Source organism: Nocardia miyunensis NBRC 108239 (assembly GCF_001613065.1).
Taxonomy (GTDB): Bacteria; Actinomycetota; Actinomycetes; order Mycobacteriales; family Mycobacteriaceae; genus Nocardia; species Nocardia miyunensis.
In genome coordinates, this window is record NZ_BDBQ01000027.1 from 37,627 (window position 1) to 63,835 (window position 26,209).

Annotated in this window: 25 protein-coding genes and 1 pseudogene; 15 read left to right on the forward strand and 11 right to left on the reverse strand. The window is 68.0% G+C overall.

All coding sequences use genetic code 11. The features are described from left to right. Positions 1–48 precede the first annotated feature (48 nt). The 3 genes from NM2_RS10610 to casG all read left to right on the forward strand — a co-directional run bounded on the left by NM2_RS10610 (position 49) and on the right by casG (position 4,002). On the forward strand, positions 49–870 hold the full coding sequence (locus NM2_RS10610) for an SDR family oxidoreductase (RefSeq protein WP_067667137.1): 822 nt from the start codon (positions 49–51) through the stop codon (positions 868–870). A gap of 177 nt (positions 871–1,047) precedes the next feature. Then, complete coding sequence (locus NM2_RS10615; protein WP_084530700.1) at positions 1,048–1,944, forward strand: aromatic prenyltransferase; 897 nt, start codon at positions 1,048–1,050, stop codon at positions 1,942–1,944. Positions 1,945–2,382: 438 nt separating this feature from the next. Then, complete coding sequence (casG, locus tag NM2_RS10620; RefSeq protein ID WP_067667305.1) at positions 2,383–4,002, forward strand: steroid-24-oyl-CoA synthetase; 1,620 nt, start codon at positions 2,383–2,385, stop codon at positions 4,000–4,002. Positions 4,003–4,010: 8 nt separating this feature from the next. Here casG and NM2_RS10625 read toward each other — a convergent pair whose 3' ends face one another. From NM2_RS10625 to NM2_RS10635, 3 genes are all read right to left on the reverse strand, one after another. Continuing rightward, positions 4,011–4,667, reverse strand: coding sequence for a TetR/AcrR family transcriptional regulator (locus NM2_RS10625; RefSeq protein ID WP_067667141.1), 657 nt, complete (start codon positions 4,665–4,667; stop codon positions 4,011–4,013). 474 nt (positions 4,668–5,141) lie between these two features. Next, complete coding sequence (locus NM2_RS10630) at positions 5,142–5,963, reverse strand: mycofactocin-coupled SDR family oxidoreductase (RefSeq protein WP_067667143.1); 822 nt, start codon at positions 5,961–5,963, stop codon at positions 5,142–5,144. Positions 5,964–6,335: 372 nt separating this feature from the next. Continuing rightward, positions 6,336–6,767 carry a MarR family winged helix-turn-helix transcriptional regulator gene (locus NM2_RS10635; RefSeq protein ID WP_067667145.1) on the reverse strand — a complete coding sequence of 144 codons (432 nt, stop codon included), beginning with the start codon at positions 6,765–6,767 and terminating at the stop codon, positions 6,336–6,338. A 45-nt stretch (positions 6,768–6,812) separates the two neighbouring features. Between NM2_RS10635 and NM2_RS10640 the strand changes: the two genes are divergently transcribed. From NM2_RS10640 to NM2_RS10655, 4 genes are all read left to right on the forward strand, one after another. Further along, a complete protein-coding gene (locus NM2_RS10640; protein ID WP_067667147.1) occupies positions 6,813–8,384 on the forward strand; it encodes an FAD-dependent monooxygenase in 1,572 nt (523 codons plus the stop codon). Between the two features lie 343 nt (positions 8,385–8,727). After that, complete coding sequence (locus NM2_RS10645; protein WP_067667149.1) at positions 8,728–9,906, forward strand: thiolase family protein; 1,179 nt, start codon at positions 8,728–8,730, stop codon at positions 9,904–9,906. Position 9,907: 1 nt separating this feature from the next. Further along, a complete protein-coding gene (locus tag NM2_RS10650) occupies positions 9,908–10,669 on the forward strand; it encodes a crotonase/enoyl-CoA hydratase family protein (protein WP_067667151.1) in 762 nt (253 codons plus the stop codon). 639 nt (positions 10,670–11,308) lie between these two features. Continuing rightward, on the forward strand, positions 11,309–11,863 hold the full coding sequence (locus NM2_RS10655; RefSeq protein ID WP_067667307.1) for a sigma-70 family RNA polymerase sigma factor: 555 nt from the start codon (positions 11,309–11,311) through the stop codon (positions 11,861–11,863). 1 nt (position 11,864) lies between these two features. Here NM2_RS10655 and NM2_RS10660 read toward each other — a convergent pair whose 3' ends face one another. The 4 genes and pseudogenes from NM2_RS10660 to NM2_RS10670 all read right to left on the reverse strand — a co-directional run bounded on the left by NM2_RS10660 (position 11,865) and on the right by NM2_RS10670 (position 15,392). Further along, the gene (locus NM2_RS10660) at positions 11,865–13,130 is read right to left on the reverse strand and encodes a YdcF family protein (protein ID WP_157121026.1); all 1,266 of its coding nucleotides are present in this window, start codon (positions 13,128–13,130) and stop codon (positions 11,865–11,867) included. 134 nt (positions 13,131–13,264) lie between these two features. Beyond that, positions 13,265–13,435 carry a DUF3237 domain-containing protein gene (locus NM2_RS51490; RefSeq protein WP_245717946.1) on the reverse strand — a complete coding sequence of 57 codons (171 nt, stop codon included), beginning with the start codon at positions 13,433–13,435 and terminating at the stop codon, positions 13,265–13,267. Positions 13,436–13,491: 56 nt separating this feature from the next. Beyond that, positions 13,492–13,722, reverse strand: a pseudogene (locus NM2_RS52950) (DUF3237 family protein); the annotation flags it as partial. Continuing rightward, the gene (locus NM2_RS10670) at positions 13,719–15,392 is read right to left on the reverse strand and encodes a CocE/NonD family hydrolase (RefSeq protein WP_084530702.1); all 1,674 of its coding nucleotides are present in this window, start codon (positions 15,390–15,392) and stop codon (positions 13,719–13,721) included. The gene NM2_RS10670 and the pseudogene NM2_RS52950, both read right to left, overlap by 4 nt. Positions 15,393–15,595: 203 nt before the next feature. On the opposite strand from NM2_RS10670, the gene NM2_RS10675 reads away from it, so the two are divergent. Beyond that, positions 15,596–16,642, forward strand: coding sequence for an LLM class flavin-dependent oxidoreductase (locus NM2_RS10675; protein ID WP_084530712.1), 1,047 nt, complete (start codon positions 15,596–15,598; stop codon positions 16,640–16,642). Positions 16,643–16,707: 65 nt separating this feature from the next. After that, positions 16,708–17,763, forward strand: coding sequence for an NAD(P)H-dependent amine dehydrogenase family protein (locus NM2_RS10680; RefSeq protein ID WP_067667158.1), 1,056 nt, complete (start codon positions 16,708–16,710; stop codon positions 17,761–17,763). Between the two features lie 403 nt (positions 17,764–18,166). Here the strand turns inward: NM2_RS10680 and dinB are convergent, their stop codons facing one another. Beyond that, on the reverse strand, positions 18,167–19,405 hold the full coding sequence (gene dinB, locus NM2_RS10685) for a DNA polymerase IV (RefSeq protein ID WP_067667160.1): 1,239 nt from the start codon (positions 19,403–19,405) through the stop codon (positions 18,167–18,169). 87 nt (positions 19,406–19,492) lie between these two features. Between dinB and NM2_RS10690 the strand changes: the two genes are divergently transcribed. Continuing rightward, positions 19,493–19,984 carry a peptidylprolyl isomerase gene (locus NM2_RS10690; protein WP_067667162.1) on the forward strand — a complete coding sequence of 164 codons (492 nt, stop codon included), beginning with the start codon at positions 19,493–19,495 and terminating at the stop codon, positions 19,982–19,984. A gap of 82 nt (positions 19,985–20,066) precedes the next feature. Here the strand turns inward: NM2_RS10690 and NM2_RS52565 are convergent, their stop codons facing one another. Then, entirely contained in the window at positions 20,067–20,465 is a 399-nt protein-coding gene (locus NM2_RS52565) for a MerR family transcriptional regulator (RefSeq protein WP_067667164.1), read from the reverse strand. Between the two features lie 67 nt (positions 20,466–20,532). On the opposite strand from NM2_RS52565, the gene NM2_RS10700 reads away from it, so the two are divergent. Together NM2_RS10700 and NM2_RS10705 are read left to right on the forward strand one after the other, a co-directional pair. Then, complete coding sequence (locus NM2_RS10700; protein ID WP_067667166.1) at positions 20,533–21,333, forward strand: alpha/beta fold hydrolase; 801 nt, start codon at positions 20,533–20,535, stop codon at positions 21,331–21,333. Next, positions 21,330–22,544, forward strand: a complete 1,215-nt coding sequence (locus NM2_RS10705) for an MFS transporter (protein ID WP_084530714.1) — start codon at positions 21,330–21,332, stop codon at positions 22,542–22,544. The genes NM2_RS10700 and NM2_RS10705 overlap by 4 nt, the downstream gene beginning before the upstream one ends. 297 nt (positions 22,545–22,841) lie before the next feature. Here NM2_RS10705 and rplL read toward each other — a convergent pair whose 3' ends face one another. Both rplL and NM2_RS10715 read right to left on the reverse strand, forming a co-directional pair. Then, positions 22,842–23,228, reverse strand: a complete 387-nt coding sequence (rplL, locus tag NM2_RS10710) for a 50S ribosomal protein L7/L12 (protein WP_067667168.1) — start codon at positions 23,226–23,228, stop codon at positions 22,842–22,844. A 154-nt stretch (positions 23,229–23,382) separates the two neighbouring features. Next, positions 23,383–23,838, reverse strand: coding sequence for a MarR family winged helix-turn-helix transcriptional regulator (locus NM2_RS10715; protein WP_084530716.1), 456 nt, complete (start codon positions 23,836–23,838; stop codon positions 23,383–23,385). A gap of 188 nt (positions 23,839–24,026) precedes the next feature. Here NM2_RS10715 and NM2_RS10720 point away from each other — a divergent pair, with 188 nt between their 5' ends. From NM2_RS10720 to NM2_RS10730, 3 genes are all read left to right on the forward strand, one after another. Continuing rightward, complete coding sequence (locus NM2_RS10720; protein WP_067667171.1) at positions 24,027–24,404, forward strand: DUF5313 family protein; 378 nt, start codon at positions 24,027–24,029, stop codon at positions 24,402–24,404. Positions 24,405–24,440: 36 nt separating this feature from the next. Further along, positions 24,441–24,731: a hypothetical protein gene (locus NM2_RS50875; protein ID WP_067667173.1), complete on the forward strand. Its 291-nt coding sequence runs from the start codon at positions 24,441–24,443 to the stop codon at positions 24,729–24,731. A gap of 83 nt (positions 24,732–24,814) precedes the next feature. Then, positions 24,815–26,092 carry a glycosyltransferase 87 family protein gene (locus NM2_RS10730; RefSeq protein ID WP_067667311.1) on the forward strand — a complete coding sequence of 426 codons (1,278 nt, stop codon included), beginning with the start codon at positions 24,815–24,817 and terminating at the stop codon, positions 26,090–26,092. Positions 26,093–26,209 lie beyond the last annotated feature (117 nt).

A 26,209-nucleotide genomic window follows, 5' to 3' on the forward strand; every position in this document is an offset into this window, starting at 1 on the left:
CTCCGCTAAAAGCGAGACGATTCGTATTGCATTTAGCTAGGGAGTGCGATGAGCGAGGTTCTGGTGGTCATCGGCGCCGGTGGTATGGGTGAGGCCATCGTGCGTCGCCTCGGTGCGGGTCGGCAGGTGGTACTGGCCGATTTCGACGAGCGGATTCTCGACCGCGTCACCGCCGCCCTGGACGGTGACGGGTATCGGGTTCATCCGTGGAAAGTCGATGTGTCCCAGCGTGATTCGGTGGCGGCGCTGGCGGGGCAGGCCAGCGAGCTGGGCTCGGTGACCGCAGTCGCGCATACGGCCGGGCTGTCTCCGGTGCAGGCATCGACCGCGGCGATTCTGGCGGTCGACATGGTCGGTGTGGCCTTCGTACTGGATGAGTTCGCGAAGGTCGTCGCGCCGGGTGGGGCCGGTGTGGTGATCGCGAGCATGGCCGGGACGTTCGCCACCGGGCACGTGCCCGCAGAGGTCGAGGCCGCGTTGGCGACGACTGCCGCCGAAGAGCTGATCGACCTGCCGTTCCTGGCCGGGCCCGGCCTCGCGGATCCGGGCGCCGCCTACAGCATCGCCAAACGGGCGAATCAGGTGCGGGTGCAGGCCGCGAGCCTGGCCTGGGGGCGGCGCGGGGCTCGGGTGAACAGCATCAGTCCGGGCGTCATCAGCACCGTGATGGGACGTCGGGAGCTGGCGGGGGAGTCCGGCGCCGGGATGCGGGCGATGGTCGAGGCGTCGGGAACCGGGCGGCTGGGCACCGCCGGTGACATCGCGGCGGCAGCGGCGTTCCTGCTCGGTCCCGATGCCTCGTTCATCACCGGCACCGATCTCCTCGTCGACGGCGGCGTCGTGGCCGCAACCCGGCACGGCGGATCGTGATCTGCCGAATGCGTTGTCCGCGTTGAGGAATCGCCATGCATGACGAAAGTTGAGCTGGTCGATCGGGTGCGACGCCGAGTCCCGGAATACTCGTTACTTGCCGGTAGGTATCGGTGCGGAGATATCCTGTGCCGCAGACTCGACATATCCGCTACGCCCGCGAGGTGAACTGGTCCGATGCCGACATCTGCTGTGACTCAACATCTGCGGGACGATCTCCGGGAATACGCGCGACTGGCCGATGCGCGATACGACGCGTCGCGCGTCGAGCCGGTACTCGATGTACTGGCCGATGTGGCCCCGGACGCGCTGATGGCGGTGCGGACGACGAACGAGCCGGTCGGCGAACGTGAAGTCAACGTGCGGTTCATGCACTTCACCGCCGACCCGACGGTCGCGCTGCGGGAGGCGGGCCTGCTCGAGTTCACCGGGCATCCCCTCGAACAGGTACTGGCCGCGGTGGCCGATGCGGTGCCGGTGCAGTTCGGCGTCGACGTCGCGGTGGGCACCGGCGTGCAGAAGGTCTGGCTCGCCCTCGGCGAAATGCTCGACGTGCCAACGATATCGGCGCTGCCGGGTATGCCCGAGGCGGTGCGGGCGAACGCCGAACACCTGACCCGCTGGGGCGGCGGGAAATTCCTTCTGGTGGCGGTGGATTTCCTCGGCCGGACCCTGAATCTGTACTCGCAACTGCTGGCTCCCGGTCAGCTGCCGCCCGAGGACATCGGCGCGATCCTGCGTGAGCTCGACTTCGCCCCGGCGAGCGATGCCGAGCTCGCCGCGCTGGGTGCGCACGCCTACACGATCTATCGCACGTTCTCCTGGTCCGATCCCGGCGTCCGGCGAATCTGCTTCCCGCGCAGGTTCTCTCGGGAAACATTTCCGGGACATCTGGATCCGGTGCTGGAGCGTTTCGTGCGGGGCGCGCCGCTGGTCGGCGATGGTGCGCACGCCTTCACCTTCTACGCCGCCTACAAACCCGACGGCCGGTACTACAAGGTGCAGGCCGACTACAACCCGCGCAGCAGCGATCTGCGGCTGCCGGGCGACGTCGCTATCCCGCCCACGCACTGAAGATCCCGCCGAACTGGTTGACCTACAGTGTATTTCGGCCACTGGACCGAATTCGCCAGCAGGATGACGAGTACGGTGCGCGATACACGAAGCGAATCACGGTGCCGGTGATGCTGGTGAACGGCAGTGCGGATCGATTGTGCGTACGGTGCGGCGAAGGCGGCCCTGGCCGCGTGGACCGCGGGTCTGTCCGCGCAGGTCGGTCCGAAAGGTCTGACCGCCAACGCCATTGCCCCGGCCTGTATCGCCGAGACCGCCTACTTCCTCGCCTCGCCCGGTGCGCGCCAGTGTCAGATCGCCTGCGGACGTCTCGCTCAGTGGTATCGGGCCGGGACGTCGGCGGGTGCAGGTGCGATCGTGTGGCGGGTAGGACTGGCGGGACGAAAGGTCATCACGATGAGTGGCGGAACAGATTCACCGCGGGATCCGAACCTGGCGATGGCCGCGCTCATGGGACCTGGGGGACCGTTCGAACTCGTCGAGGAGTCGGTGCTCGGCGCGCGAATGCCGGTGATGCGACATCGTGGACGTGCGGTGGGGGAGTTGTTGACCGCGTCGCTGCGGTGGGGTGAGCGGGATTACCTGGTGACCGCCGACCGCAGGGTCTCCTATGCCGAGCACGCGGCGGCGGTCGCGGCGCTGGCGGTCGCGCTGCGCGACGACTTCGGCGTCGGGAAGGGCGATCGCGTCGCGATCTACGCGGCCAATGCGCCGGAGTGGGTGATCGCCTTCTGGGCCACGCAGGTGCTCGGTGCGATCACCGTGTGCATGAACGGCTGGTGGGTGGAGCGGGAAGTCGCGTTCGGCATCGAGCACAGTCGTCCCGCGGTGGTGGTCGCCGATGCCAAGCGGGCCGCGGTCCTCGCCGCGGCCGATACCGGTGTCCCGGTGCTCACGATGGCCGAGGACCTGCCCGCGATCTTCGCCCGCAATGCCGGATTTCCGTTGCCGCATACCGAGATCGACGAGGACGACCCCGCGGCCATCGTGTACACCAGCGGCACGAGCGGTCGGCCCAAGGGCGCACTGCACTCGCAGCGGAACATTCTGGCCGTCGCCGACTACCACCGGTTCAACGACGCGGCGCTCGCCGCATTCACCGGGCAGTCCTACGATCCTGATGCGCCCAGTTCGCTGCGATACCTGCTCACCTCACCGCTGTTCCACATCGCGAGTCTGCACAATCTGGTCGTTCCGCGACTGGCCACCGGTAGCGCGGTCGTGATGTATCAGGGCGCTTTCGATGTGGCCGAGGTGCTGCGCCTGATCGAACGCGAGCGCGTCACGAATTGGGGTGCGGTGCCCGCGATGGCCGCACGCCTGGTCGAATACGGCGACTTCGACGCCTATGATCTGTCCTCGCTCACCGCCTTCGCCCTGGCCTCCGCGCCGTCCTCGATCGCCTTCAAAGAACGTCTGCGAGAACAGGTTCCGTTCGCCCGAGAGGCCCTGGTGGACAGTTACGGGCTGACCGAGTGCAGTACCGCGGTCGCGGTCGCGACTCCTGCCGAGCTCGAGCGGTTTCCGGGGACCCTGGGACGTCCGATCATCGGCGTGAACCTGGAAATCCGTGACCCGGACGGGAATCGGGTACTCGACGGCGTCGAGGGCGAGGTCTGCGTGCGGAGTCCCTATGTGATGCTCGGCTATTGGGAGGATCGGTCGGCCACCGATGCGGCGATAACACCCGAACGATGGCTTCGGACAGGCGATTTCGGCATCGTCGAGAACGGTCTGCTGCGTCTGGTCGGGCGACGTTCGGATCTGATCCTGCGCGGCGGCGAGAACGTCTACCCCACCGAGATCGAACAATGCCTGGACGAGCACCCCGACGTCCTGGAATGCGTCGTGATCGGCACCCCGCACGAGGATCTCGGTGAAGAGGTCTCCGCCGTCGTGGTCCTTCGCCCCGATGCCTCGGTGACCGAGGACGAGCTGCGTGGCTACGCCGCCGAGCGGCTGTCGTATTTCAAGGTGCCCAGCCGCTGGCGCTTCACCTGGAAACCGTTACCGCGCAACGCAACCGGAAAAGTGATTCGCCACGGCCTCGAGGTCTGAGCCGGTGCTCACGACCGGGCCGGAGCGCTGCCGTCCGCATCGTCCGGTCCGGTCCGGCGCGGATCGCGCAGGTCCACCAGCAGCAACTCGCAGCCCCGGCGGATATCCGATTCCGCCTGGGACAGCGAGATCTGGCCGTTGAGACAGGATTGCACCACGCCGAACCACAGCTGAATCAGCAGGCGCACCGAGGTCGTCTCCACCTCGGTCGGCTGCGCGATACCGGCCGCGTCCAGCAGCATCTGCCGGAACAGCCGATCCACCCGGCCCGCGTCGGGCACCAGGTCGTGATTGGCGGTGGCGGTCGACATGACCATGGCCGTGGACAGCGCCGGTTGGCGCAGCAGCCCGCGGGTGGCCCGGACCAGTACCCGGCGCATCGCCTCCTGCGGTGAGTCGTGGGCGGGCGTGCGGGCGGACTTGCCCGCCAGCCGTTCGAGCTGGTCGACCATCACCGCCGCGAACAGGTGCGTCTTGGACGGGAAATACCGATACAGCGTGCCGATCGCGACACCGGCCCGTTTGGCCACGTCGTGCATCTGCACGCGGGCCAGTTCCTTCTCCGAGGCCAGTTCGGCTGCCGCGGTGAGCATGCGGACGTGGCGTGCGCGCTGTTCCTGAGAACTCGGCTCGGCGGCGTCGCGCGCTTCGGCGATTCTCGGCACTTTCGATCCCTTCGGTCCGGCCGGGCGGCGGATCCGATCGTGATCGTCGCATCCGGGCCGAGGAGCCCACAACCGCGAACCCGTGCCGCATTCGCCTCTCGGCGACCGGCCCCGCTGCGCGGGCGCGGTCTTCTTGGCCGGTGACTTCGCCGACGCGGCTTTCTTCCCCGGGGATTTCGCGGCGGGCCGCTTCGCCGACGCGCCGATGAGACGGTCGGCGTGTTCGAGGATCCGGTCGAGGCCGTATTCGAAATTGCGATCGTCGGGTGCGCCGTTGTGGCGGCCCTCGGCGCTCGCGGCGGCCAGGAGGGGAGTGGCGTCGGGTGAGATGCTGAAGTTCTCGTAGTAGGCGTTGGCCTCGGTGTCGGATTCCTTGTGTCCGCGCTGGTGAGAAGCGCGGCCGGACTGCCTGGCGAGTACCGTATCCGCCGGCGCGGCGTACTCGTCGAGCAGTGGTTCGGTGGTGTGAGTCCGTCAGTACTGGGTGGACCCGAGATCGACCGCGATCTGCGCGGCGGTGACGAAGCGCGCGTCGTCGCTGACGAGCCAGGACACCGTCGCGGCGATGTCCTCGGGGTCGGCGATCCCTTCCGGCAGGAACGACGTGATCATGTGCGTCAGTTGGGGATTCGTCTCGAAGACCCGGCCCAGCCCGGCCACCATGTCGCCGCCGCCCATCGGCGTGTTGACCGCGCCCGGATGGAGGCTGTTGACGCGGATGGAGTGCCTGCCGAATTCGGCGGCCAGCGCACGAGCCATACCGGTCACCGCATGCTTGCTGGCCGTGTAGTGAACCATGAAGGGCTGCATCTTGATTCCGGCCGCGGAGCTGATCAGCACGATCGATCCGCCGCGACCGCCGTCGATGATGTGCTGCGCGCCCGCGACGACGGTGTTCCAGGTACCGGTGACGTTGATATCCATGACATCCCGGAACGACTCCGGAGTGATCTCGTCCCACGTCTCGGGAATGCAGATGCCCGCGTTCGCCACGATGGCATCGAGTCGGCCGAAGGTTTCCACTCCCGCCTGTACCGCCTTGCGCAGGCCGTCCAGATCGCGCGTGTCGGCCTGGGCGGTGACGATGCGTCGGCCGGTCTCCTCGACCAGGCGGGCTGTTTCGGCCAGATCGTCCGGCGTCGCGGAGTCGTACGGCACCGCGGGCGGCAGCGGACCGGCCAGGTCGACGGCGATGATGTCGGCTCCCTCGCTCGCCAGACGCACCGCGTGCGCACGTCCCTGCCCTCGCGCTGCTCCGGTGATGAAAGCCACCTTGCCGTTCAATCGGCCGGTCACATGCCCTCCTGCTGTTCTCGGGTCGCGACCCGTGTGGCCCGGACCGCGGCGTCTCGCCCGCGGGTTTGCGGATCGGAAGCCTCCGGACCGGAATGTGGTCGGCAATATCGTAAGCGTAACGGTAATTGTCCGGTAGAGCCCACGGTAGCTCGTGCGGTCGGCCGAATTCGGCGGAACCTGCTGCCCGGCCCAGCTGTTCGATATTACCGTTTATATTACTGGAGTATTAACTGTCCAACTTCGTGAGCCGTGTCGCATGCCGGGCGAAGACTGGTGAGGAGCGCGCGGATGTCGCAGGTCGTCGGTTTCGTGGAGGCAGGCCGGTTGCGCGACCGGTACTTTCACGTTCCGGAACCGGACGTGCGCCGAGGCTTATTCGGGGTCCAGATTGTTGTTCAGCCGGGTCAATAGCTCTGTGAGAGTTCGGATCTCGGCGGCGGTGAACCCGGCGACGGCTCGGGTGTCGAGTTCGGCCAACTGCTGACGCGCGGCTGTCAGCTGCCCGGTGGCCTCGTCGGCCAGCGTGATCGTCCGGCTGCGGGCATCGCTGGGGTTCGGCGTGCGGCGGATCAGCCCGTCCCGTTCCATCCGGGTGAGTAGCTGGGCCATGGAGGGCTGTTCGATGCCGGTGGCCTCTGCGAGGTCCTTCTGGGTCAGTTCCGCGCCGTCGCGGAGTAGTGCCAGGACCGGGACCTGGGCGTATCGCAGTCCGAGGGGGCGGAGCGCGGCGTCTCCGTCGCGTGCGAGCGTGCGCGCCGCCCGGTTGATCAGCCGGGCCAGCCCCGGCATCGAGGTGTTCGCCATGCCGCCAGTTTACATAGGATCCTATCCTGTGGTACATAGGATCCTATGAATATTGATATTTCGACAGCACGGGCACGAGTCGTCATCGCGGGGGCCGGGCCGACCGGTCTCATGCTCGCCGCCGAATTGCGGCTCGGCGGAATCGAAGTCGTCGTGGTGGAATGCCGCCCGGCGGGAACCGTCGGTGAGTCGCGGGCACCCGGCATCAATGCCCGGAGCCTCGAGATCTTCGCGCAGCGCGGGCTGGCCGAGGAGTTCGGGAGTCGCGGCAAGACCCTGCCCGGCGTCCTGTTCTCCGGCCTGCCGATGGCCCCGCACCGGTTCGATCCGGACTGGCCCGCCGCGCTGATCCTGCCGCAGCACCAGACCGAGCGGATTCTGGCCGCCCGCGCGGCCGAACTCGGCGTCCGGATCGCGTGGTCCACCGCCGTGACGGGCCTGCGCGAGGACGACGACGGGGTCGAGGTCCTGCTCGACGGTCCGGCCGGTCCGGCCTCGATCCGCGCCGACTATCTCGTCGGCTGCGACGGCGGGCACAGCGTGGTGCGCAAGCTGTGCGGCATCCCGTTTCCGGGCGACGAGCCGGTCTCGTTCTGGGTGGTCGGCGATGTCCGGCTGGACTCCCCGCCGGATGGCAACGGCGTCTTCGGCCGCAACGAACGCATCGGCACCTATCAGATCTCGCGGGCCGAACCGGAGTGGTTCCGCCTGAGCCTGATGCGCGCGACGCCCCCGGCCGATCGGTCGGCGCCGGTCACGCTGGACGAGTTGCGCGAGGTCATGCGCGACGGACTGGGCACGGATCACGGTCTGCGCGAAGCGCGTTGGGCCTCACACTTCTCCGACGGCTTCCGTCAGGTCACCGAGTACCGCAGGGGGCGGGTCTTCCTCGCGGGCGATGCGGCCCACACGCACTCCCCGATCGGTGGGCAGGGATTGAATCTCGGGATCCAGGACGCGGTGAATCTGGGCTGGAAACTCGCCGCGGTACTCGGGCGCGGCGCGGACGACTCGCTGCTGGACACCTACCACGCCGAACGGCACCCGATCGCGGCGGCGGTGTTGCGCCTGACCAAAGCTCAGACCGCGCTGATCAAACCCGGAACGCAGAACGACGCACTACGCGACGTCGTCGCCGACATGCTCACCGTGCCCGAAGTGTGCCTGCGCCTCAGCGGAATTCTGAGCAGACTGGATTTGCGCTATCCCCTGGGCGAGGCCCATCCGCTGCTGGGACGCCGAGCGCCCGACCTGGCTCTCACCACCGACAACGGCGACGCGCACCTGTTCGACCTGCTGCGCCGGGCGCGTCCCGTGCTGATCGATCTGGGGGCCGATGGATTGTCCGAGGCCTTCGCGCCGTGGGCGGACCGTGTTGATCTCGTCGACGCCAGGCTCGGGCTCGCGGAGTCTCGCGGCCGGTGGCATCTGCCCGTCTTCGGCGACGTCTCCGCGGTCGACGCACTGCTCGTTCGCCCGGACGGCTACGTCGCGTGGGTCAACCCCGCCGCGCGGCCGGTCAATCGTGACGACCTCGTCGGCGCGCTCGCCCGATGGCTCGGCGCGGCCCGAACATGCTACGCAGCAACGACATTCGGCACCGCCGTGCGAGGGTGATCGGAGCGAGGGAAATTCTGCCCATCGTGTGCGCGGTGTCGGTTTCGGCCCGGACCGTTGCCATTGACACGTGACTAGACAGATGTCTACATTGGGCGGGCGGCGGCGGTGTGCGACTGCTTGATGGCGGGGCGCTGCCGGAGGTCGGGTTTGTATGTGGCGGCTCGGTGAAGCCGGGCATCGGGATGGTTGAGGTGTCGCGTCGAGCTGTGGCGCGGCATTCACTGGATTCCGAACTCTGGACGTGACGGACCAAGATAGATACAGTATGCCGTACTGTATAGCATAGGGTGCGGACGCCGTTCCCGAGTGGTGTGGCCCTAGTGTTCAGAGGTTGTGAGGTATGGCGAAACCCGTCATCGTCGGCGCGGTCCGGACCGCGATCGGACGATCTTTCAAGGGGGCGCTGGCGAATGTGCCCGCCGAGACATTGGCGACCACCGTGCTGCCCGAGGCGGTGCGCCGGGCCGGGATCGACCCGGCGGTGGTCGACGACGTCATTCTGGCCGAGTTGAATTACGGCGGTGGCGATCTGGCCCGGTACGCGGCTGTGGCCTGTGGGATGGAGAGTGTTCCCGGGCAGGCGGTGAATCGGCATTGCACCGGCAGCCTGACCGCGATCGCCAATGGCGCGGCGCACATCTTGTCGGATATGGAACGGGTGATCGTCGCGGGCGGTGTGCAGTCGCTGTCGACCTCGCCGCTGATGAAGTGGCGCGTGCCGGGTAAGGCCGAACTGGAGTTCATCGAGCCGTGGATGCCGCCCTCGCATCCCGAGACGCCCGATGCGCCGACCCTGGATATGGCGATCACCGTCGGGTGGAATACCGCGAAGAAGGCCGGGATCAGCCGCGAGGAGATGGATGCGTGGGCGTTGCGTTCGCATCAGCGCGCGGTGGCGGCGATCGATGCGGGCAAGTTCACCGAGGAGATCGTGCCGATCAAGGTGCAGCAGCTCGACGGCTCGGTCGTCGATTTCGCGGTGGATGAATTCCCCAGGCGCGGAACGACTCTGGAGCGTCTGGCGGCGCTGCCGGTGCTGCATCCGGAGATCGAGGGATTCTCCATCACGGCGGGCAACAGCAGCGGTATCAACGATGCCGCCGCCGCGGTGACGGTGGTCGGTGACGATTTCGCGGCCGCCGAGAAGCTCGAGGTGCTGGGCACCGTGCGGGCCTGGGCCAATGCCGCGGTGACCCCGGCGGACAACGGGCTGGCCGCGGGCAAGGTGATCGGCAAGGTGCTCGCGCGTGCGGGTCTGAAGGTCTCGGATGTGGCGTTGTGGGAGATCAACGAGGCCTTCGCCTCGGTGCCGATCGCGGCGTGCCGGGAACACGGTATCGATGCGGAGCTGGTGAATTTCTCCGGCAGCGGATGCAGTCTGGGACATCCGATTTCGGCCTCGGGCGCGCGCATGGTGACCACGCTGCTGTACGAGCTGCGGCGGCGCGGCGGCGGCATCGGGGTGGCCGCGATGTGCGCGGGCGGTGGCCAGGGTGGCGCGCTCGTGGTGGAGGTCTGAGATGTCCGATGAAGTGTTGCGGGAACGTCGCGGGCGCACGCTGGTGATCACGATCAACCGGCCGCAGGCGCGCAATGCGATCAACAGCGCGGTCAGTCAGGGTTTGGCCGACGCGATCGACGAACTCGACGAGAGTCCGGAGCTTTCGGTGGCCGTGCTGACCGGTGCGGGCGGAAACTTCTGCGCGGGAATGGATTTGAAGGCGTTCACCGCCGGTGAGGTGGTGATCGTGCCCGGTCGCGGACTCGGTTTCACCGAACGGCCGCCGGTCAAGCCGATCATCGCGGCGGTCGAGGGGTACGCGCTGGCCGGTGGCACCGAACTGGTGCTCGCGACCGATCTGATCGTCGCCTCGCGGACCGCGAAATTCGGTATCCCGGAAGTCAAACGGGGACTGGTCGCCGCCGGTGGCGGTCTGCTGCGGTTGCAGCATCGCATCCCGTATCAGAAGGCGATGGAGCTGGCGCTGACCGGTGAGAGCTTCACCGCCGAGGCGGCGGCGGGCTACGGCCTGGTGAACGAGTTGACCGAACCCGGTGCGGCACTGGAGAAGTCGCTGGCGCTGGCCGAGCGGATCACTGTGAACGGGCCGCTGGCGGTGGCCAAGACCAAGGAGGTCCTGGTCAAGTCGAGCGACTGGTCCACCGAGGAGATGTGGCGCAAGCAGCTCGAACTCGTCATTCCGGTATTCCAGTCCAAGGACGCGCAGGAGGGCGCCACGGCGTTCGCCGAGAAGCGCGAGCCGAAATGGACTGGAACCTAGCCAATGGTGACCGGCGGCGTCGGTGGATTGGGTGGGATCGCGAAACTGGATCCGGGGCCCGACGGCGAACATCAACGGTGAGGTGGTGCGAATCGACGGGGCACAGCGGTTCCAGCCGCGATGAGCGCTGGCGGACTGCCGATTTCGTGGGCGTGGGCGCGGTAGCGCTCCGGAGTCGTTCGCGGAGAATCGAATCCCTCCTGAACCCGGGGGTGGTGTCCGGGGTTATGGTCGAAAGTCCCTTATCGAAGGGCCGAAGAGCCTCAGGTGTTCGGTAGGCCCTTTCGTACCAGTGAATGTTGGGCATACTTGAATCCGGCCGTCGTGTGAGCACAGTGTGAAACACGTTCTGTCATAGAAATTTTCAGCTTCGCCAGAGCTGAGGTCGGGTTCGGGACGGATGTCGCGCGTCCTGGTTCGGGGTGTTCGAAACAGTGGGGTTCGATTGTGGCTAACGCATTGTGCGAACGGCGCGACAGCGCTGACGCGGTGACCGTCTCCACGACGGATTCCTCGGCGCTACCGGAGTCGGCCGTGACCCTGACCGAGAATGCCCCCGAGGTGTTCGGCGTTGCGCCGGAACGGGTTCGACCGTTCGAGGGTGCGGCGCAGCCGCAATCGCCTCCGGTCGGCGACGAGTTGGACGCCCTGGTCGGCGCAGCGGCGCGGGGCGAGCGTCCGGCTCTGGCCCGCGTGCTGGAGATCGTTCGTCCGCCGGTGGTGCGGTACTGCCGGGCGCGGGTCGGCTACGCGGAGCGGGGGCAGATCTGTGCGGACGACGTCGCGCAGGAGGTGTGCCTGGCCGTGGTCACGGCCTTGCCGCGCTATCGGGATCTGGGCCGTCCGTTCATGGCCTTCGTCTACGGGATCGCCGCGCACAAGGTGGCCGATGCGCGTCGCGGCGTCGCTCGGGACAAGTCCTGCGCGACCGGCGAGGTTCCCGAGGTCGCCTGCACCGATCAGGGGCCCGAGCAGCGTGCCATCGAGTCCGAGGAGACCCGGTGGATGAACGCTCTGCTGGCTACGCTCCCGGAGCGGACGCGCGAGATTCTCATCCTGCGCCTGGTGGTCGGCCTGTCGGCGGAGGAGACCGCGACCACCGTGGGCAGTACGCCCGGTGCGGTGCGGGTCGCGCAGCACCGGGCGCTGGCCAAGCTCAGGGCGCTCGCGCAGGCCGAGGGGATGTCCCGCTGAATCAGGACAGCACGGCGATGGAACCGACCACCGCGGGCAGGATCAGCAGTGCGGCGACGGCGATATTGGTGTGGCGATGCAGGTCCAGGAAGGCGGCGAATTCGCGCAGGAAGGCCGTGAGGACGAAGTAGCGGGCGGTCCGGCCGCCGACCACCCGGGCGCGCAGACCGAGCCGACGGCTCAGCATCGCGGCCCGGAGCACGTGGAAATCGCTGGTGACGACGACCATTCGGCGACCATCGCGCAGCAGGCCGCGCTCGCGGGCGACGGTGGCGGAGTAGCGCAGGTTCTCCTCGGTGGTCCGCGATTCGCGCTCGCGGACGATCCGGTCTGCCGGAACTCCCTGTGCTACAAGGTAATCGGCCATCGCGTCGGCCTCGGGAACGCTCTCGTCGGGCCCTCGTCCGCCGGAGGTGATCACGATCGGATCCGCTCCCGCCGCGACCTCGGCGCGGTACGCCCGCACCGCGCGATCCAGCCGCGAGGCCAGCAGCGGCGTCACGCGCGCACCGTCCAGCCCGCAGCCGAGGACGACGAGAACCTCGCCGCCGACCGACCGGGATCGCCGCGCGTACAGCACCGCGTAGGCGGTGTACCCCATCAGTTGGGCGATGAGAAACGCGCCGAGCACCACGATCGCCCCGGCGACCGTCGACAACCAGTCCGTCCCGGGTTCGACCATGTCCCGCAACGCCATCGACAGCACGAGCAGGCCCAGCCCGACCACCCCGGCCAGCGCGGTAGCCACTCGCATCCCCTCGCGGCGCACGACCATGACCCCGTTGGCCAGCAGCCCGAGCCCGGCTATCAGCAGGAATACCCGCGACAACACGAGAAACAGGCCGAACCCCAGCACATCGGCGATCCCGTGATCCACCTCGCCGAGCGAGGAAAGCGCACACGGAACCAACGCAGCGATGCCGACGAGGAAAACGAATCCCCTTGTCGAGACCGGGATTTCGGCGGAATCCTGCTCGGCGTCGGGAATTTCGTCCGATTCGGTGGAACACGCTCCGGCTCGATCGTCCTCGCGGACAGCCGAAGTCGCTCGGTCCGGCGTCATCGCGCGGGAACCGGCAGCGCCGTGATCGAGGATGTGCTCGCACGACCGGGACTGCTCACCGCCGGTGAGCGGGGAACGGCTGGCCGCCGCGACCTGCGTCGCGGTACCGGACAGCGGCCCGGTGTACTCGGTGGTTTCGCAGCCGGACGGCGAAGCGGACGTCCGGATCGGCTCTGCGCGGGAGGCCGTGAGGACGTGACTCATCCGGACCTCCCACGCCGAGCGGTAGCGGGGCACCCGGCCGATCCGGGTGCCGATGCGTCCACTCTCATCGGCCGACCTGGACGTGGGACATGTGCGAGTTGAGAACCCGCTGCGAACGCGCCGAGGGCGGGTGATCAGGTCACGCGGTAGGCGACGTAGCGCACACGGCGTGCCTCGCGCACGTAGGAGGCGATGTACAGCGACCGCTCGAATTCGGGGCGGATGGCGGATTCGAGAGTGATCGTGGCGCGGAAATAGTAGTCCGCGGGATCGACCGGTTCACCGCCCAAGAGCGCTTCCAGCACCTCGGCGGACCGCTGCGCAGGCCGACGGCGTGCAGGTAGAGCAGGTCCCCGTCGGCCGCCTGCGCGGTGTATCGGCCGTCGACCTCGATCGTGCCGTCGGGGCGCACGAGCTGCCAGTCCGCGCCGCCGGGCAGGATCCGGCCCTCGAACGCGCCGCGGACGGTCCCGCCGACGATCGGGATGACGCGCCGATGCCCGGCCCGGGTGTGCCCGTGATCCTCGAGCGGACCCAGGTCGGCCTCGGCCTCGAACGCCCACTCGAGGGACGGGACAGGTGGCGTCGTCATCGCGTCCACACCGGCAGCGAGATACCCGAGGCGGCCGGGCCCGAATGTGAGATCTCCTGGTGCGCAACGACTGTCGCGGAGGAGTCGAATGCGGGCTCGCCGGTTCCCGGATTGCGGGCGTAACGCGGATGCGCCCCGGAGCTCACCTGGATCCCGACGCGATGTCCGGCCGCGAAGCTGTGGAACGCCGGCCACAGATGCACCGGAACCTCACGGAATCCGTCCGCGTCCGGTTCGGGATCGGTGGCGGCGGTGCCGATCGAGCCGACCCTGCGGATGCCGTCGCAGACGGTGATCGCCCGCCCGTCCGGGTGCACATCGGTGATGCGCACGAAGACGTCGTAACTCGGTGCGCTGGAACGGATTCGGATGTGCGCGACCGGCTCTCCGGCGATCTCCAGCGGGGCCGTGAGCGGGTCGGAGCGGAAGACCGCGACATCCGCGCGACGCTCGTGCTCGGTGTTGTCCGTGGGCCCTTTGCCGGGCGCCAGGCTCGGTCCGCCCACCGCCGGAGTCGGGTTCTGCGGATCGTATGTGTAGCGGGTCGCGCCGCCCGCCGCTGCTTCGGTGGACAGTCCGCCGCCCGCGTGCAGCAGCCAGTCCTGCGCGGCGGTGCCCTCCGGCGGCCACACCTCGAATTCGTGCCAGGTCTTCGCGCCGGTCTCGAACGCGCGCACCGGAGCTCGTCCGGATGCTTCGTCCCCGAACGCCTCTCGGAGAAATTCGATCGTATCCCGGTGTGCCGGAGCGGCTTTCCCGCGCGACATATGCCCCCACGGGCCGACGGTCAGGCGCGGCGGATTGCCCGCCTCGACCAGCTGCCGATAATTGCGCAGCTGCCACGGCAGGAAGATGTCGTACCACCCGGTCACCATCAGCACCGGCGCGGTGACATCGGGCACCGAGGCGGTGTGCGACTGGGACCTCCAGTACTCGTCGGTGAGTCGCTCGTGCCGGACCCAGTCCTGGTACCAGTGGATCGGATGTCCTGTGGCGGTGCTGTCGCCTCGGTTCAGGGGGAGTGCGTCGAATGCCTTGTCCAGCTTGCGATCCGGCAGGACGATGCCCAGCAGCGCCAGCCCGCCGCGGTCCATCAGATCCATCATGCGGCTCCAGCCCAGGGCGTTGCGCAGGGAGAAAGCGCCGTTGTCCCAGGTGATTTCGCCGAAATCCGGCATGGTGATCTGCAGGACCAAAGCTTCGGGGGCGTTGTCCGGATCCTCGCGCTGCATCCGGCCCGCGACGGCCCACTGCGTATAACCCATATAGCTCTCACCGAACGTCGCCAGATGTCCGGTGAACCAGGGCTGCTTGCGCACCCACCGGTGCGTGTCCATGCCATCGCGCTGCTCGTCGACCTGCGGGGTGAACCGGCCCTGCGAACCCCAAGTGCCACGGCAACTCTGGAAGAACACGGTGAATCCCTCGTAGGCGAGTGCGCGGGCCGTGCCGCCGAGCACGCCGCGCCGCCCGTACGGCCCGCGGATCACGATCGTCGGCAGGGATGCGTCGGCATCGACGGGCCGATACAGATCGCCGAGCAGTTCGACGCCGTCCCGCATCGGCACGCGCAGATCCCGCACGGTATCGATGTCGTGGGCGCCGAGTGCGACGCCACCTCGCGCACGCGCGTCCACCGCGCGGGTGAGCCGCTGTCGCAGCGTGGTCATACTGTGCCTCCTTCGCGGCAGGTGAGGGGCTGCCGCCTACGCGCCCTGCTCGCACCGCGTGCCCGACCGCTCATTGCCACCTTCTTGCAGCATCGGGGGCTGGGACCAGAACTTCCGGCCCTGTCGTCGCACCCCGAACACGCCATGAAGGTTATCGTCCGAATCTGCGTGCGGGTGATGTGAGAGACGACGGAAGGTGTGCCATGGAGATTGGGGTCGGTCTTGATCGGGGCCTGAGTTTGTCCTGGGATCAGTACCGTGAGCTGGGTAGGCATGCCGCCCGGCAGGGGTATCGGAGTGTGTGGACCAATGCCTCGATCGGCCGCGAGGCGACGCACATCTGCGCGCAGTGGTCGACCGCGACCGCGGATCTGGTGCCCGGCGGCATCGGGACCGGCATCTCGGTCGTCCCGATCGGCTACTGGTCGGTGCCCGCGCTGGCATCCTGCGCGGCGACGGTCGGCGAGATCAGCGGCGGCAGATTCGTGCTCGGGATCGGCTCCGGCGCGCTGCACTCGCCGGATTTCCGGCGGTCGCTGGGACTGCCGGATAATCTGCGGCCGCTCGGCACGATGCGCGAATGGCTCGTGACGCTGCGCGCGCTGCTGGCCGGTGAGACGGTCGAGCACGAGGGGCGCGCGGTGAATCTGCACGGTGTCGCGCTCGGGGCGACGCCGCCGAAAGTGCCTGTGGCACTTGGTGCTCTGGGCCCGAACATGCTCGCCCTGGCGGGTGAGGCCGCGGATGCCGCGTCGTTCAACTGGTGCACCGCCGAGCAGGTCGCCGCCAATCGGGAGATCGTCGTGCAGGGTGCGCGGGCGGCCGGTCGCGATCCGGGCGAGGTGTCCATGATCGAGTACATCCGGATCTGCGTGGACGAGGACGAGGATCTCGCCCGCCGCGGTCTGGTTGGGGCCCTGATCGGATACGCGCTGGCAGCGCCCGGGGCGAACAAATCTCTCGGCTATCGCGGGCACTTCGGCCGGATGGGTTTCGACGACGCGCTGACCGAACTGGAGGAACGTCGCGATCGCGGAGCCTCGCCGGACGAGCTGATCGAGGCGTTCCCGGTGGAGCTTGCCCGGCAGGTGGGCTATTTCGGGCCGGCATCGGGGGCCGCGGCCGGATTCGGCCGTCTGGCAAAGGGTTTGGACACCGCGATCGTCCGGGTCGTGGCGGCTCGGCCGGGCGAGGAATCCATCGCCGCGGTCCTGGACGCGTGCCGCCCGTCGGAGATCCCGCTCGCATGAGATTGAGATTCTCCTATTTGAGAATATGCATGCTGAATTTGGTAATCAGTCTCTAGACTGAGTCCGTGGTTGAGAAGTATCGGGTCGTCCAGTGGACGACCGGCAATGTCGGGAAGGCCTCGGTCCGGGCCGTCGTCGCGAATCCGACGCTGGAACTGGTCGGCTGCTACGCGTGGTCGCCGGACAAGGCCGGACGCGACGTCGGCGAGCTGTGCGGGATCGACCCGCTCGGCGTCACCGCGACCGATGACGTCGACGCACTGCTGGCGCTGAAACCGGACTGCGTGATCTACAACCCGATGTGGATCGACGTGGCGGAACTGGTCCGCATCCTGTCCGCCGGGGTCAACGTCGTCGCGACCGCGTCGTTCATCACCGGCCACAATCAGGGCGAGGGCCGGGACCGGATTCTCGAGGCGTGCCGCCGCGGCGGTGCGACGATGTTCGGTTCCGGTATCAGCCCCGGATTCGTGAACCTGCTGGCGATCGTCTCGGCGGGCATCTGCGATCGCGTGGACAAGGTGACCGTCAGCGAAGCCGCCGACACCACCTTCTACGATTCGCCCGCCACCGAGCGCCCGGTCGGATTCGGTCAGCCCATCGACAATCCGGATCTGCCCGCGATGACCGCGCAGGGTACCGGCGTCTTCGGCGAGGCGGTGTGGATGATCGCCGACGCGCTCGGCGTGGAACTCGACGAGGTGCGCTGCGACCCCGAATATGCCCGGACCACAGCCGATCTCGTGATGGACTCCTGGACCATCCCGGCCGGTTGCGTCGCGGGTGTGTTCGCCAGCTGGAAGGGTATCGCCGGCGGCCGGACGCTGATCGATGTGAACGTCCGGTGGCGCAAAGGCCAGACGCTGGAACCGAATTGGACCATCGACGATATGGGTTGGGTACTCCAGGTGGACGGGCGTCCGACGGTGAAGAACGTCGTCACCTTCCTGCCGCCGCCCGATTTCCAGGGCGAGACGCTGGCCGATTTCATGGAGCTGGGGCACATCATGACCGCCATGCCGGTGATCAACGCGGTGCCCGCTGTCGTCGCGGCGGATCCCGGCATCGCCACCTACAACGATCTGCCGCTCATCCGCGCACATGGCGTCGTACCTGCCTGATCGGTTGTGCGGCAACGAGATTCAGTAAGTCTCGTCACCGCTGGCCACATCGAGCACGCCGTCCAGCTCGCTTACCGAGGCGATGAGTTCCTGACACTCCCGCGGGACCGGTTCGTCCGGCGCGGGTGCGTGTATTCGCCGCGTATTTCCTCGTGTTCGGGTGTGCTCCGAGGGCCGGAACCGCGTCACCATCCTCGAGCATGCCGCGGACTCCCGACTTGACTCTCCGAGGCTTTCACGACGGCCGTGCGGAGTTCGCTGCGACCTGGTGAGACAGAACTTGCTGCACGCCTGCGTGTTTCGACTCCGGCGGGCGTCGCGTGGTGCTGCCTGCCTGCGGTGACTTCGTGGTCGGTGAGCCCGTGGGAGGCTGCGGGACCGGCTCATCCGCGACCGCATGAGGTCAGTCGGGGAGCAGGGGGACCGAGAGCCCTTCGCCGCGGTGTAGCAGGGCCGCGCGGGTGACCGTCCCCGCACCGAAGCGGTCGCGGAGTTGGTCGAGGGTGGTGTCCAGGGTGTTGTCGGGGCGGGGGTCGAAAGGGAGGGTGAGTTGCATGGTGCGGGCGTCGTCGAGGTTGGTCAGGGACAGGCCGATCAGGGTGAGGCCGCGTTCTCGGATCGTGGGCATGGCGGTGGACAGGAGGGTGTGTGCCGCGTGGTCGATGACGCGGCCGTGGTCGGTGGCCGCGGGGAGGGAATGCGAGCGGGTGGCTCGGCTGAAATCGTCGAATCGCAAGCGCAGCACCACTGTTCGGCACACTCGGTCGGCCGCGCGCAGACGGTGGCCGAGGCGGTCGGCGAGTCCGGACAGGTAGGCCTCGATCTCTTCGGGGGTGCGGGTGCGTCGGCCCAGGGCTCGTTGTGCCCCGATGGAACGGCGTCGGCGGCCGGTGTCGACGCGGCGCGGGTCGCGGGCCCACGACAGCGCGTACAGATGGCGGCCCGCCGCGGGACCGAGCAGACCGGACAGACCCTTCTCGCCGAGTTCGGCGAGCTGCCCGATCCGGGTGATCCCGTGCTCGTGCAACGTGCGCGCGGTGACTTCGCCCACGCCCCAGAGTCTTTCGACCGGCAGCGGATGCAGGAAATCCAGTTCGCCGCCGGGCGGCACTTCCAGCAGGCCGTCCGGTTTGGAGACCGCGCTGGCGACCTTGGCCAGGAATTTGGTGCGTGCCACGCCCACCGAGATCGGCAGGCCGACCTCCGTGCGGACGCGCTCGCGCAGGGTACGGGCGATCTCGACCGGACTCCCGGCGAGCCGCAGCAACCCGCCGACGTCCAGGAACGCCTCATCGATCGAGATGCCCTCCACCTCGGGTGTGGTATCCCGGAAGATCTCGAACACCTCCCGGCTCGCCCGCGCGTACGCCGACATCCGCGGCGGCACCACGATCGAGTGCGGACACAGCCGCAACGCCTGACGCCCGTTCATCGGCGTGCGTATCCCGTGCGCCTTCGCCTCGTAACTGGCCGCCAGAACCACCCCGCCACCCACGATCACGGGCTTTCCGCGCAACCGCCGATCATCCCGCTGCTCGACCGAGGCATAGAACGAATCCAGATCCGCATGCAGGATCGACGCCCGCACAGCACCACCCCCGGGCGGCACCCCCGAACCATCCGAAGCTCCTGACACGAACATATGTTCGCATGGGGGTCCGACAACAAAATCGGAGCGAGAGGTACCGCGGTGGTTCGACGCGTCGGTGACCGATGTTAAGAATGGCTCATGAGTGAGAACGTGTACTTCAAGATATCGGCCGACGGCAAGGACCTCGGCCGGGTCGTCTTCCGGCTCTTCGACGATGTGGTGCCCAAGACCGCGCGCAACTTCCGTGAGCTGGCCACCGGGCAGCACGGGTTCGGTTACAAGGGTGCGCCCTTCCACCGCGTCATCCCGGAGTTCATGCTCCAGGGCGGCGACTTCACCAACGGCAACGGCACCGGCGGCAAGAGCATCTACGGCGAGAAGTTCGCCGATGAGAACTTCCAGATCAAGCACGACAAGCCGTTCCTGCTGAGCATGGCGAACGCCGGGCCGGGCACCAACGGCTCACAGTTCTTCATCACCACGGTCGTCACGCCGTGGCTGGACGGCAAGCATGTCGTCTTCGGCGAGGTCGTCGAGGGTTCGGAGGTCGTCAAGGCGGTCGAGGCCCTGGGCAGCCGCTCGGGCGCGACGTCCGCGAAGATCGTCATCGAGGACAGCGGCATCGCCTGACCAGCCCGGCATCCGGCGGCGGCTCGGCGTGAGGTTCACGCCGAGCCGCGCCGGAACGAGCAACCGGTCACGTGCCGAGCGGCTATCGCGGCTCGCTCGATCCGCTCGTCGTATCGGCGCGGGCGGAACTCGGGGATGATCCACCCTCGAGAAGCGAGGTCACCGTCGCACGGTGGCCGGTGAGGGTCTCCAGGTCGGATTCGATGCGCCGCAACGTTGCTCGCATCGCCGCGACGATGTCGGGACACAATTCGAGCCGTGGACGCGAGCCGCTGGCACAGGGCAGCAGTTGCGCCACGGTTCGCGAATTGAATCCGGCGTCGAGCAGTGCCCGGATCTGGCGGACTCGCAGCAGGGACGTCTCGCTGTAGTCGCGGTAGCCGTTGCCGGTGCGTTCGGGTTCGAGCAGGCCCTGCTCCTCGTAGTAGCGCAGTGCGCGCGTCGTCGTGCCCGAGCGGCGGGCGAGTTCACCGATCCGCATGCCGCGTCCTTCTCGGTCCGGAATCCGTCTTGACCTTCACGCCGACGTCAACGCTTAGGTTCGCCGCATGATTTCTCGAGCACAGCGTCGGCAGTTGTTGGACCGGGTGGACGTCGTCGACAGCGGTACCGGTCCGGTGGTCGCACTCGCCCATGGCGCCGGTGGCGGCGTCCGTGAGAACTTCACACCACTCATCGACACCATCGCGGATCGGCGGTTCGTCGGACCGTACTATCCCGGCGCCGGTGGAACACCGAGGGCGACCGAGCCGCTGTCGATCGATCGACTCGCCGACACCGTGGTCGCGGCCGCCGCGGAGGCCGGGGCCGAACGATTTCCGATCGTCGGTCTCTCGCTGGGGTCCGCTGTCGCCGTGACCGCGGCCATCCGGCATCCCGAGCACGTCAGCGCGCTGGTACTCACCGTCGGGCTGGTGTATCCGGACGCGCAGGCACGGGCGCTGGTCCGGGTGTGGCGGCAGCTGGCCGAGCGCGGCGATTTCGACACCCTGGCCGAACTGCTCTGCTACGCCAGCTCACCCGGAACGCTCGCGAGTCTGTCCGAGGACGAGCACGCGGCGGCGGTCCGGCAGATCCGCGCCGACCATCCCATCGGCAGCGCCGATCATGTGGAGTTGGTGAGCCGCACCGATATTCGGCCGCTGCTCGCCGCGGTGGACGTGCCGACCCTGGTCATCGTGAGCGGCGAGGACCGGGTCGTGCTGCCGGATACCGTGCGTGAGCTGGCTTCCGGCATCGCCGGCGCCGAGTTGGTCGAATATCCGTCGGCCGGTCATATCTTCACCCCCGCGGAGGCCGGGCCGTGGGCCGCGGAGGTGTCGGCCTTCCTGGACCGTCTGCCGCGATGACGAAGATGTCCGCACCGCGAACGACCACGACCGGTGCGCTGTACGGGCGATTGGCGGTGCTGGGCTCGGCGCTGTTCGTCTACCTGACCGCCGAGCTGTTCCCGATCGGCGCGTTGGGCGATCTCGCCGTCGGTTTGCGCGTCGCTCCCGCCACCGCGGGCCTTCTGCTCACCGCGTACGCGATCGCCGCCGGGGCGGCGACGCTGCCCGCGGTGTGGGCCTCCCGGCGGCTGGACCGGCGCAGCGCCCTCACCGTATCGCTTGTGCTGCTTTCCTTCTCGCAGCTCGTGTTCGGTCTTGCGCCGAACTTCACGGTGGCGGCGCTGGCCCGCGGGGTGGCCGCGGCGGCGCACGGCCTCGTGTGGTCGCAGATCCCCGTGGTCGCGGCCCGGTACGCGCCGGAGGGAGAGCGCGGCCGGGCAACGGCGGTGGTTTTCGCGGGTTCCTCGGTCGGCCTGATCGCCGGTGCGCCGATCGCCACCGGGTTGGCACACGAAATGGGTTGGCGCGCAGCCTCGATCGTGCTCGCCGGTGTGGCGGGCGCGATCGCGGTCCTGCTGCGGGTCGCGCTACCCGAGACGCCCCCACCGCCGCGAGAGGTACGCACCCGCGGAACCCTCCGCGCCGGAACGGTTCTCGTGGTCTGTCTCGTCACGATCGCACTCGTCGTGGGCCACTACGTGAGCTATACCTATCTGGCGTTGCTGGTCGCGCCGGCCGGGTTGAGCGGATCGCTGCTGGTGGCCGTTCTGGCCGGGTACGGCATCGCGGGCTTGCTCGGTGTGAGTCTGGTCGGTCACATGCTCGACGCCCATCCGCGTCGTACGGCTCTCACCGTGGCCATGACGCTGACGTGCGCGGTGACAGCGCTCGGCATCGCACACGTCGGCTGGATCGTTTTCGTCCTCGTGATGTTGTGGGGCACCGCCGCGGCGGCGTTGCCGGTAATCCTGCAACACGCCGTGCTGCGCACGGCTCCGGACGCCCCGGAGATCCCGTCCGGCGCCTACGTCGTGTCCTATCAGCTCGGCATCACCGGCGGCTCCGCACTCGGCGCCGCTCTGCTGAGCCGTACCCCGGCGGCATCCCTGCCGTTGTGGTCGGGTATCGCGCTGGCCGCCGGAACCATCCTGATCAGCACCGCCCCAGCCGTTTTCGGGTCTCGGCACTCTTCTCGCACGGATCCCGCGCCGGCTCGCCCGACCTGCTGATCGCCGAGGCATATCCCCTTCGCGGTCGAGCGACTACCGTCCTGATGGTCGACCGACTCGAAGGGATGGCATGAGCCTCGAGGAACAGTGGGATCGGATTCGCGACGTCGTGTCGCGGGGCCTGTGGCAGGGAGTTCCCTGATCGGCGTTGCCGTGCGGTTTCGTGCGTGCCGGCCTCGACCGCAAGGACGCAGTGCGAGAGGGCGTCGTTGAGGGACCGGGAAGGCGGACGGGAGTCGCCGCGGGTCGTCGTCGAGCCGCCGATCCGGATGCGCTGGACGTGTGGCGAGAACCGTTTCAGCGCAGCGTGACCCGCGCGCCCGCGGCTTCCAATGCGACCTTGGCCGCCTCGGCCGAACCGCGGTCCAGCCGTTCGCCGATCGGCGCGGGTGCGGACTCCACCAGATCCTTGGCCTCCTTCAGGCCCAGTCCCGTGATGATCTGCCGGACGGCCTTGATCACCTGAATCTTTTTGTCCCCGAAGGATTCCAGGATCACGTCGAACTCGTCGGGCTCCTCGGCGGCCTCCGCGGGTGCGGGCGCGCCGGGCCCCGCCGGAGCCGGCGCCTGGGTGGCCGCGGAGACGCCGAACTCCTCCTCGAACGCATGCGTGAATTCCGAAAGTTCCAGCAGCGTCATACTTTTGAAGACTGCGAGTAATTCGGCGACACTCATCTCGGCCATGATTTTCCCCTTGCAACGCTGACCATGGCGGCACCTCCATGATAGGCGTGTCCGCCCGCTCGGCCAGTGGTTCGGGACGTCCGGCGTCGAGTCGTGCCGCATCCGTGATGATCGAATCCCCTGTCCGGGTGGGGGACTGGGCGTGGCGAAGGGGTTATCCGGTCGCCGCGGCACGGCGGGCGGCGGCATTGACCCGCCCCAGGACCGAGTGCAACTCCTCGAGGTCTTCGACAGTCACGCCGAGACGTTCCACGACGGCGGGCGGAATCTGCTCCGCGCGGGTGCGCAGCGCCCGGCCTGCCGCGGTCAGGTCGATGACCAGGGCGCGCTCGTTGTGGGTATCGCGGCGGCGGCTGATGTATCCGGCGGATTCGAGACGTTTGAGTAGCGGGGACAGCGTCGGCGAATCGAGTTGGACCAGTTCGCCGATCTCCTTGACCGAGAGCGGCGCCTCACCCCACAGGGCGAGCATGACCAGATACTGCGGGTGGGTGAGGCCCATTGGCTCGAGCAGGGGACGATAGATACCCAGAACCGCACGGTTCGCCAGTGCCAGCGCGAAGCAGACCTGACGGTCCAGGCGCAGTGGATCATCGATGCGGGATGTCACAACTCTGCCTCTCCTCAGGTAGGTCTAACTGCACTAACTATTAGTACACGAATCGTAGGTGTGTGGAACTGGTGGTGCAACCATAATCACAGTTGAGCAGGCATATAATCCTGTATGCGAGGATGTGTAGACGCTGATTTTGTGTTAATAGTTAGTGCACGATCTTTTAGTAGACGAAGGAGAGGGCGATGAGCGACCGGACGCCGAACCCGCTGCAACGGTTGCGCTACATCTGCGGCGCCACGCTGCCCGAGTCGATGTCGGAATGGGTGCTGAACGATCTCACCGGCCCCGGCGCGGCCCGCCGCTACCTGCTGCGCCTGATGATTCCGCTGGCGGTGGTACTGAGCCTGTTCCTGCTGGTCCCGGGTCCGCTGTGGATGGGCGGGGCGATGATGGCGCTGATCTTCCTGCCGCTGATGTTCTTCGCGATCGCGCTCACCTACGTCTACCGCCGCTACCGGCTGGCCAAGCACGGTCTGGACCCGACGCTGGCCGACGCGACCGCACGCACTCGCGCGGCACGAGAACGCGAAGCCTACGAACGCAGCCACGGTCGCGGCTGACGCTCGTTTCGGCCGGTAGGTGAGAAGATTTCCGGCATGAGTGAGAGTCTTCGGTTCGTCTCCACTGCCGGTGAACTCGACGCATTACCGTTGATGTCGGTCATCATGGCCGCCAAACCGGCACGATCGGTCTTCCAGAAATGGCTCGACAAGCAGGGCGGGCCGCCGACCTGGGTACGCACGATGAGCAGCGACCGCTACACCTGCGAGGAGTTGAGCGTCGGTCCGTTCCCGCTCTCGGCGCCGCGGCAGTTCCGGTTCATCGTGCTCTACGACCCGTCCGTGGACGGTCACCCGAACGAGTGGGAACCGCCGCATCTCGAGTGAGGTCCGCGTGGTGGCCGGGTGAGGCCGTCGGGGCGAGGGTCGCTACCGTGTGGGGCGCACGGGCGTCGAATGCTGGAGTGGATGTGTCGTTGCCGACGATCGAGAAACCGACGATCCCGTCCGCGGCGCGCTCGAAGCCGCCGCGTCGCGCGATTCCGATTTCCGTGTGCTGGGCCGTCGCGGTGGTCGGCGTGATCGCGGGCGGGTACTACCTCGACCTGGTGCTGCGCGAGCCGCGCTCGATGCTGCACCTCACCGATCTCGGTGTGTACCAGATCGCGGGACATCGTGTCTCCCAAGGGATCTCGCTATACGACACACCGCTGCTCGGACATACCCGCGGGGTGATGGAATTCGTCTACACGCCGTTTGCGGCCCTGCTGTTCGTGCCGCTGGCCGGGCTGGCCGGTGTGGTGCGGTCCTGGGTCGCGGGATTGGGCAATGCCGCGATGGTCGTCGTCTCGGCGTGGGCGGCGCTGTCGATCCTGGGCTATCGGCGCGATCTGCGGATGGCGGCGCTGGGCGTGCCGATCGCCGGGCTGGCCATGTGGTGTGAGCCGATCCGGCAGACCACGGCGTTCGGGCAGGTCAACATCCTGCTGCTGATGCTCGTGCTGGTAGATGCGGCGCTGCCGGATTCCGCGCGATGCAAGGGCGTGCTGACCGGCGTCGCGGCCGGAATCAAGCTGACGCCCCTGTTCTTCGTGCTGTATCTGCTGGTCACCGGGCGGTATCGGGCGGCGGGGATGTCGGTCGGCGGATTCGCCGCGACCGTGCTGGTCGGTGCGCTGGTCATGCCGCGCGATTCGATGACGTTCTGGAGCGGTGCGTTCGCCGATCCCGCGCGGGTGGGGGTGCCGCAGAACAACTCCAACGAGTCGTTGCGCGGACTGCTCGCGCGCACCGTGGGCGTCGCGGGGATCCATCAGGTGTTGTGGCTCGTCGCGGCGGCGGCGATTGCCGTGATCTGCCTGGCGCTGGCCCGGCGGCTGTCCCGGGCGGGCGACGAGTTGGCCGCCGTCGCGCTGTGCGGACTGACCATGACGACGGTTTCCCCGTACAGCTGGGTGCATCACTGGGTCTTCCTCGCCCCGGCGCTGATCGTGCTGGCCGATCTGGCGATCCGGCGGCCGGGCGTGGTGACCGCGCCGATCGCGGTGGCGACGGCGGTGATCGCCTCGGGCGGGGTGCTGCCGCTGCTGGATGTGCGAGCGAGCAGCGTCTTCGATTATCACCAGCATTCGACGCTGTATCACAACGCGTACATCTGGCTCACCCTCGCGCTGTTCGCGGGCGCGGCCGGGTATCTGGGGTCCGGTGACCGGATGTCGCGGGAGGTCGTGTCCGCCGACACGCTGTGATCGGTTCGGCTGGAAGTCGTTGTGCGGGCGTCCCGCGACGGCCGTGCGGAATGTACGGCCGGTGCCGGAGCGTTCCATCCGGTGAGTCCCTCCGGTTACCGATCCTCGAAAGGCGGC

What these genes read in the sequence shown, in the direction of transcription:
- NM2_RS10640 (WP_067667147.1), top strand. Translation starts at nt 6,813, where the DNA reads ATGAATATTGATATTTCGACAGCACGGGCACGAGTCGTCATCGCGGGG.
- NM2_RS10675 (WP_084530712.1), top strand. Translation starts at nt 15,596, where the DNA reads ATGGAGATTGGGGTCGGTCTTGATCGGGGCCTGAGTTTGTCCTGGGAT.
- NM2_RS52565 (WP_067667164.1), bottom strand. Translation starts at nt 20,465, where the DNA reads ATGCGGATCGGTGAACTCGCCCGCCGCTCGGGCACGACGACGCGCGCA.
- NM2_RS10610 (WP_067667137.1), top strand. Translation starts at nt 49, where the DNA reads ATGAGCGAGGTTCTGGTGGTCATCGGCGCCGGTGGTATGGGTGAGGCC.
- NM2_RS10690 (WP_067667162.1), top strand. Translation starts at nt 19,493, where the DNA reads ATGAGTGAGAACGTGTACTTCAAGATATCGGCCGACGGCAAGGACCTC.
- casG (WP_067667305.1), top strand. Translation starts at nt 2,383, where the DNA reads ATGGCCGCGCTCATGGGACCTGGGGGACCGTTCGAACTCGTCGAGGAG.
- NM2_RS10670 (WP_084530702.1), bottom strand. Translation starts at nt 15,392, where the DNA reads ATGACCACGCTGCGACAGCGGCTCACCCGCGCGGTGGACGCGCGTGCG.
- NM2_RS10700 (WP_067667166.1), top strand. Translation starts at nt 20,533, where the DNA reads ATGATTTCTCGAGCACAGCGTCGGCAGTTGTTGGACCGGGTGGACGTC.
- NM2_RS50875 (WP_067667173.1), top strand. Translation starts at nt 24,441, where the DNA reads ATGAGTGAGAGTCTTCGGTTCGTCTCCACTGCCGGTGAACTCGACGCA.
- NM2_RS10650 (WP_067667151.1), top strand. Translation starts at nt 9,908, where the DNA reads ATGTCCGATGAAGTGTTGCGGGAACGTCGCGGGCGCACGCTGGTGATC.
- NM2_RS10660 (WP_157121026.1), bottom strand. Translation starts at nt 13,130, where the DNA reads ATGAGTCACGTCCTCACGGCCTCCCGCGCAGAGCCGATCCGGACGTCC.
- rplL (WP_067667168.1), bottom strand. Translation starts at nt 23,228, where the DNA reads ATGGCCGAGATGAGTGTCGCCGAATTACTCGCAGTCTTCAAAAGTATG.
- NM2_RS10720 (WP_067667171.1), top strand. Translation starts at nt 24,027, where the DNA reads ATGAGCGACCGGACGCCGAACCCGCTGCAACGGTTGCGCTACATCTGC.
- NM2_RS10635 (WP_067667145.1), bottom strand. Translation starts at nt 6,767, where the DNA reads ATGGCGAACACCTCGATGCCGGGGCTGGCCCGGCTGATCAACCGGGCG.
- NM2_RS10705 (WP_084530714.1), top strand. Translation starts at nt 21,330, where the DNA reads ATGACGAAGATGTCCGCACCGCGAACGACCACGACCGGTGCGCTGTAC.
- dinB (WP_067667160.1), bottom strand. Translation starts at nt 19,405, where the DNA reads ATGTTCGTGTCAGGAGCTTCGGATGGTTCGGGGGTGCCGCCCGGGGGT.
- NM2_RS10615 (WP_084530700.1), top strand. Translation starts at nt 1,048, where the DNA reads ATGCCGACATCTGCTGTGACTCAACATCTGCGGGACGATCTCCGGGAA.
- NM2_RS10645 (WP_067667149.1), top strand. Translation starts at nt 8,728, where the DNA reads ATGGCGAAACCCGTCATCGTCGGCGCGGTCCGGACCGCGATCGGACGA.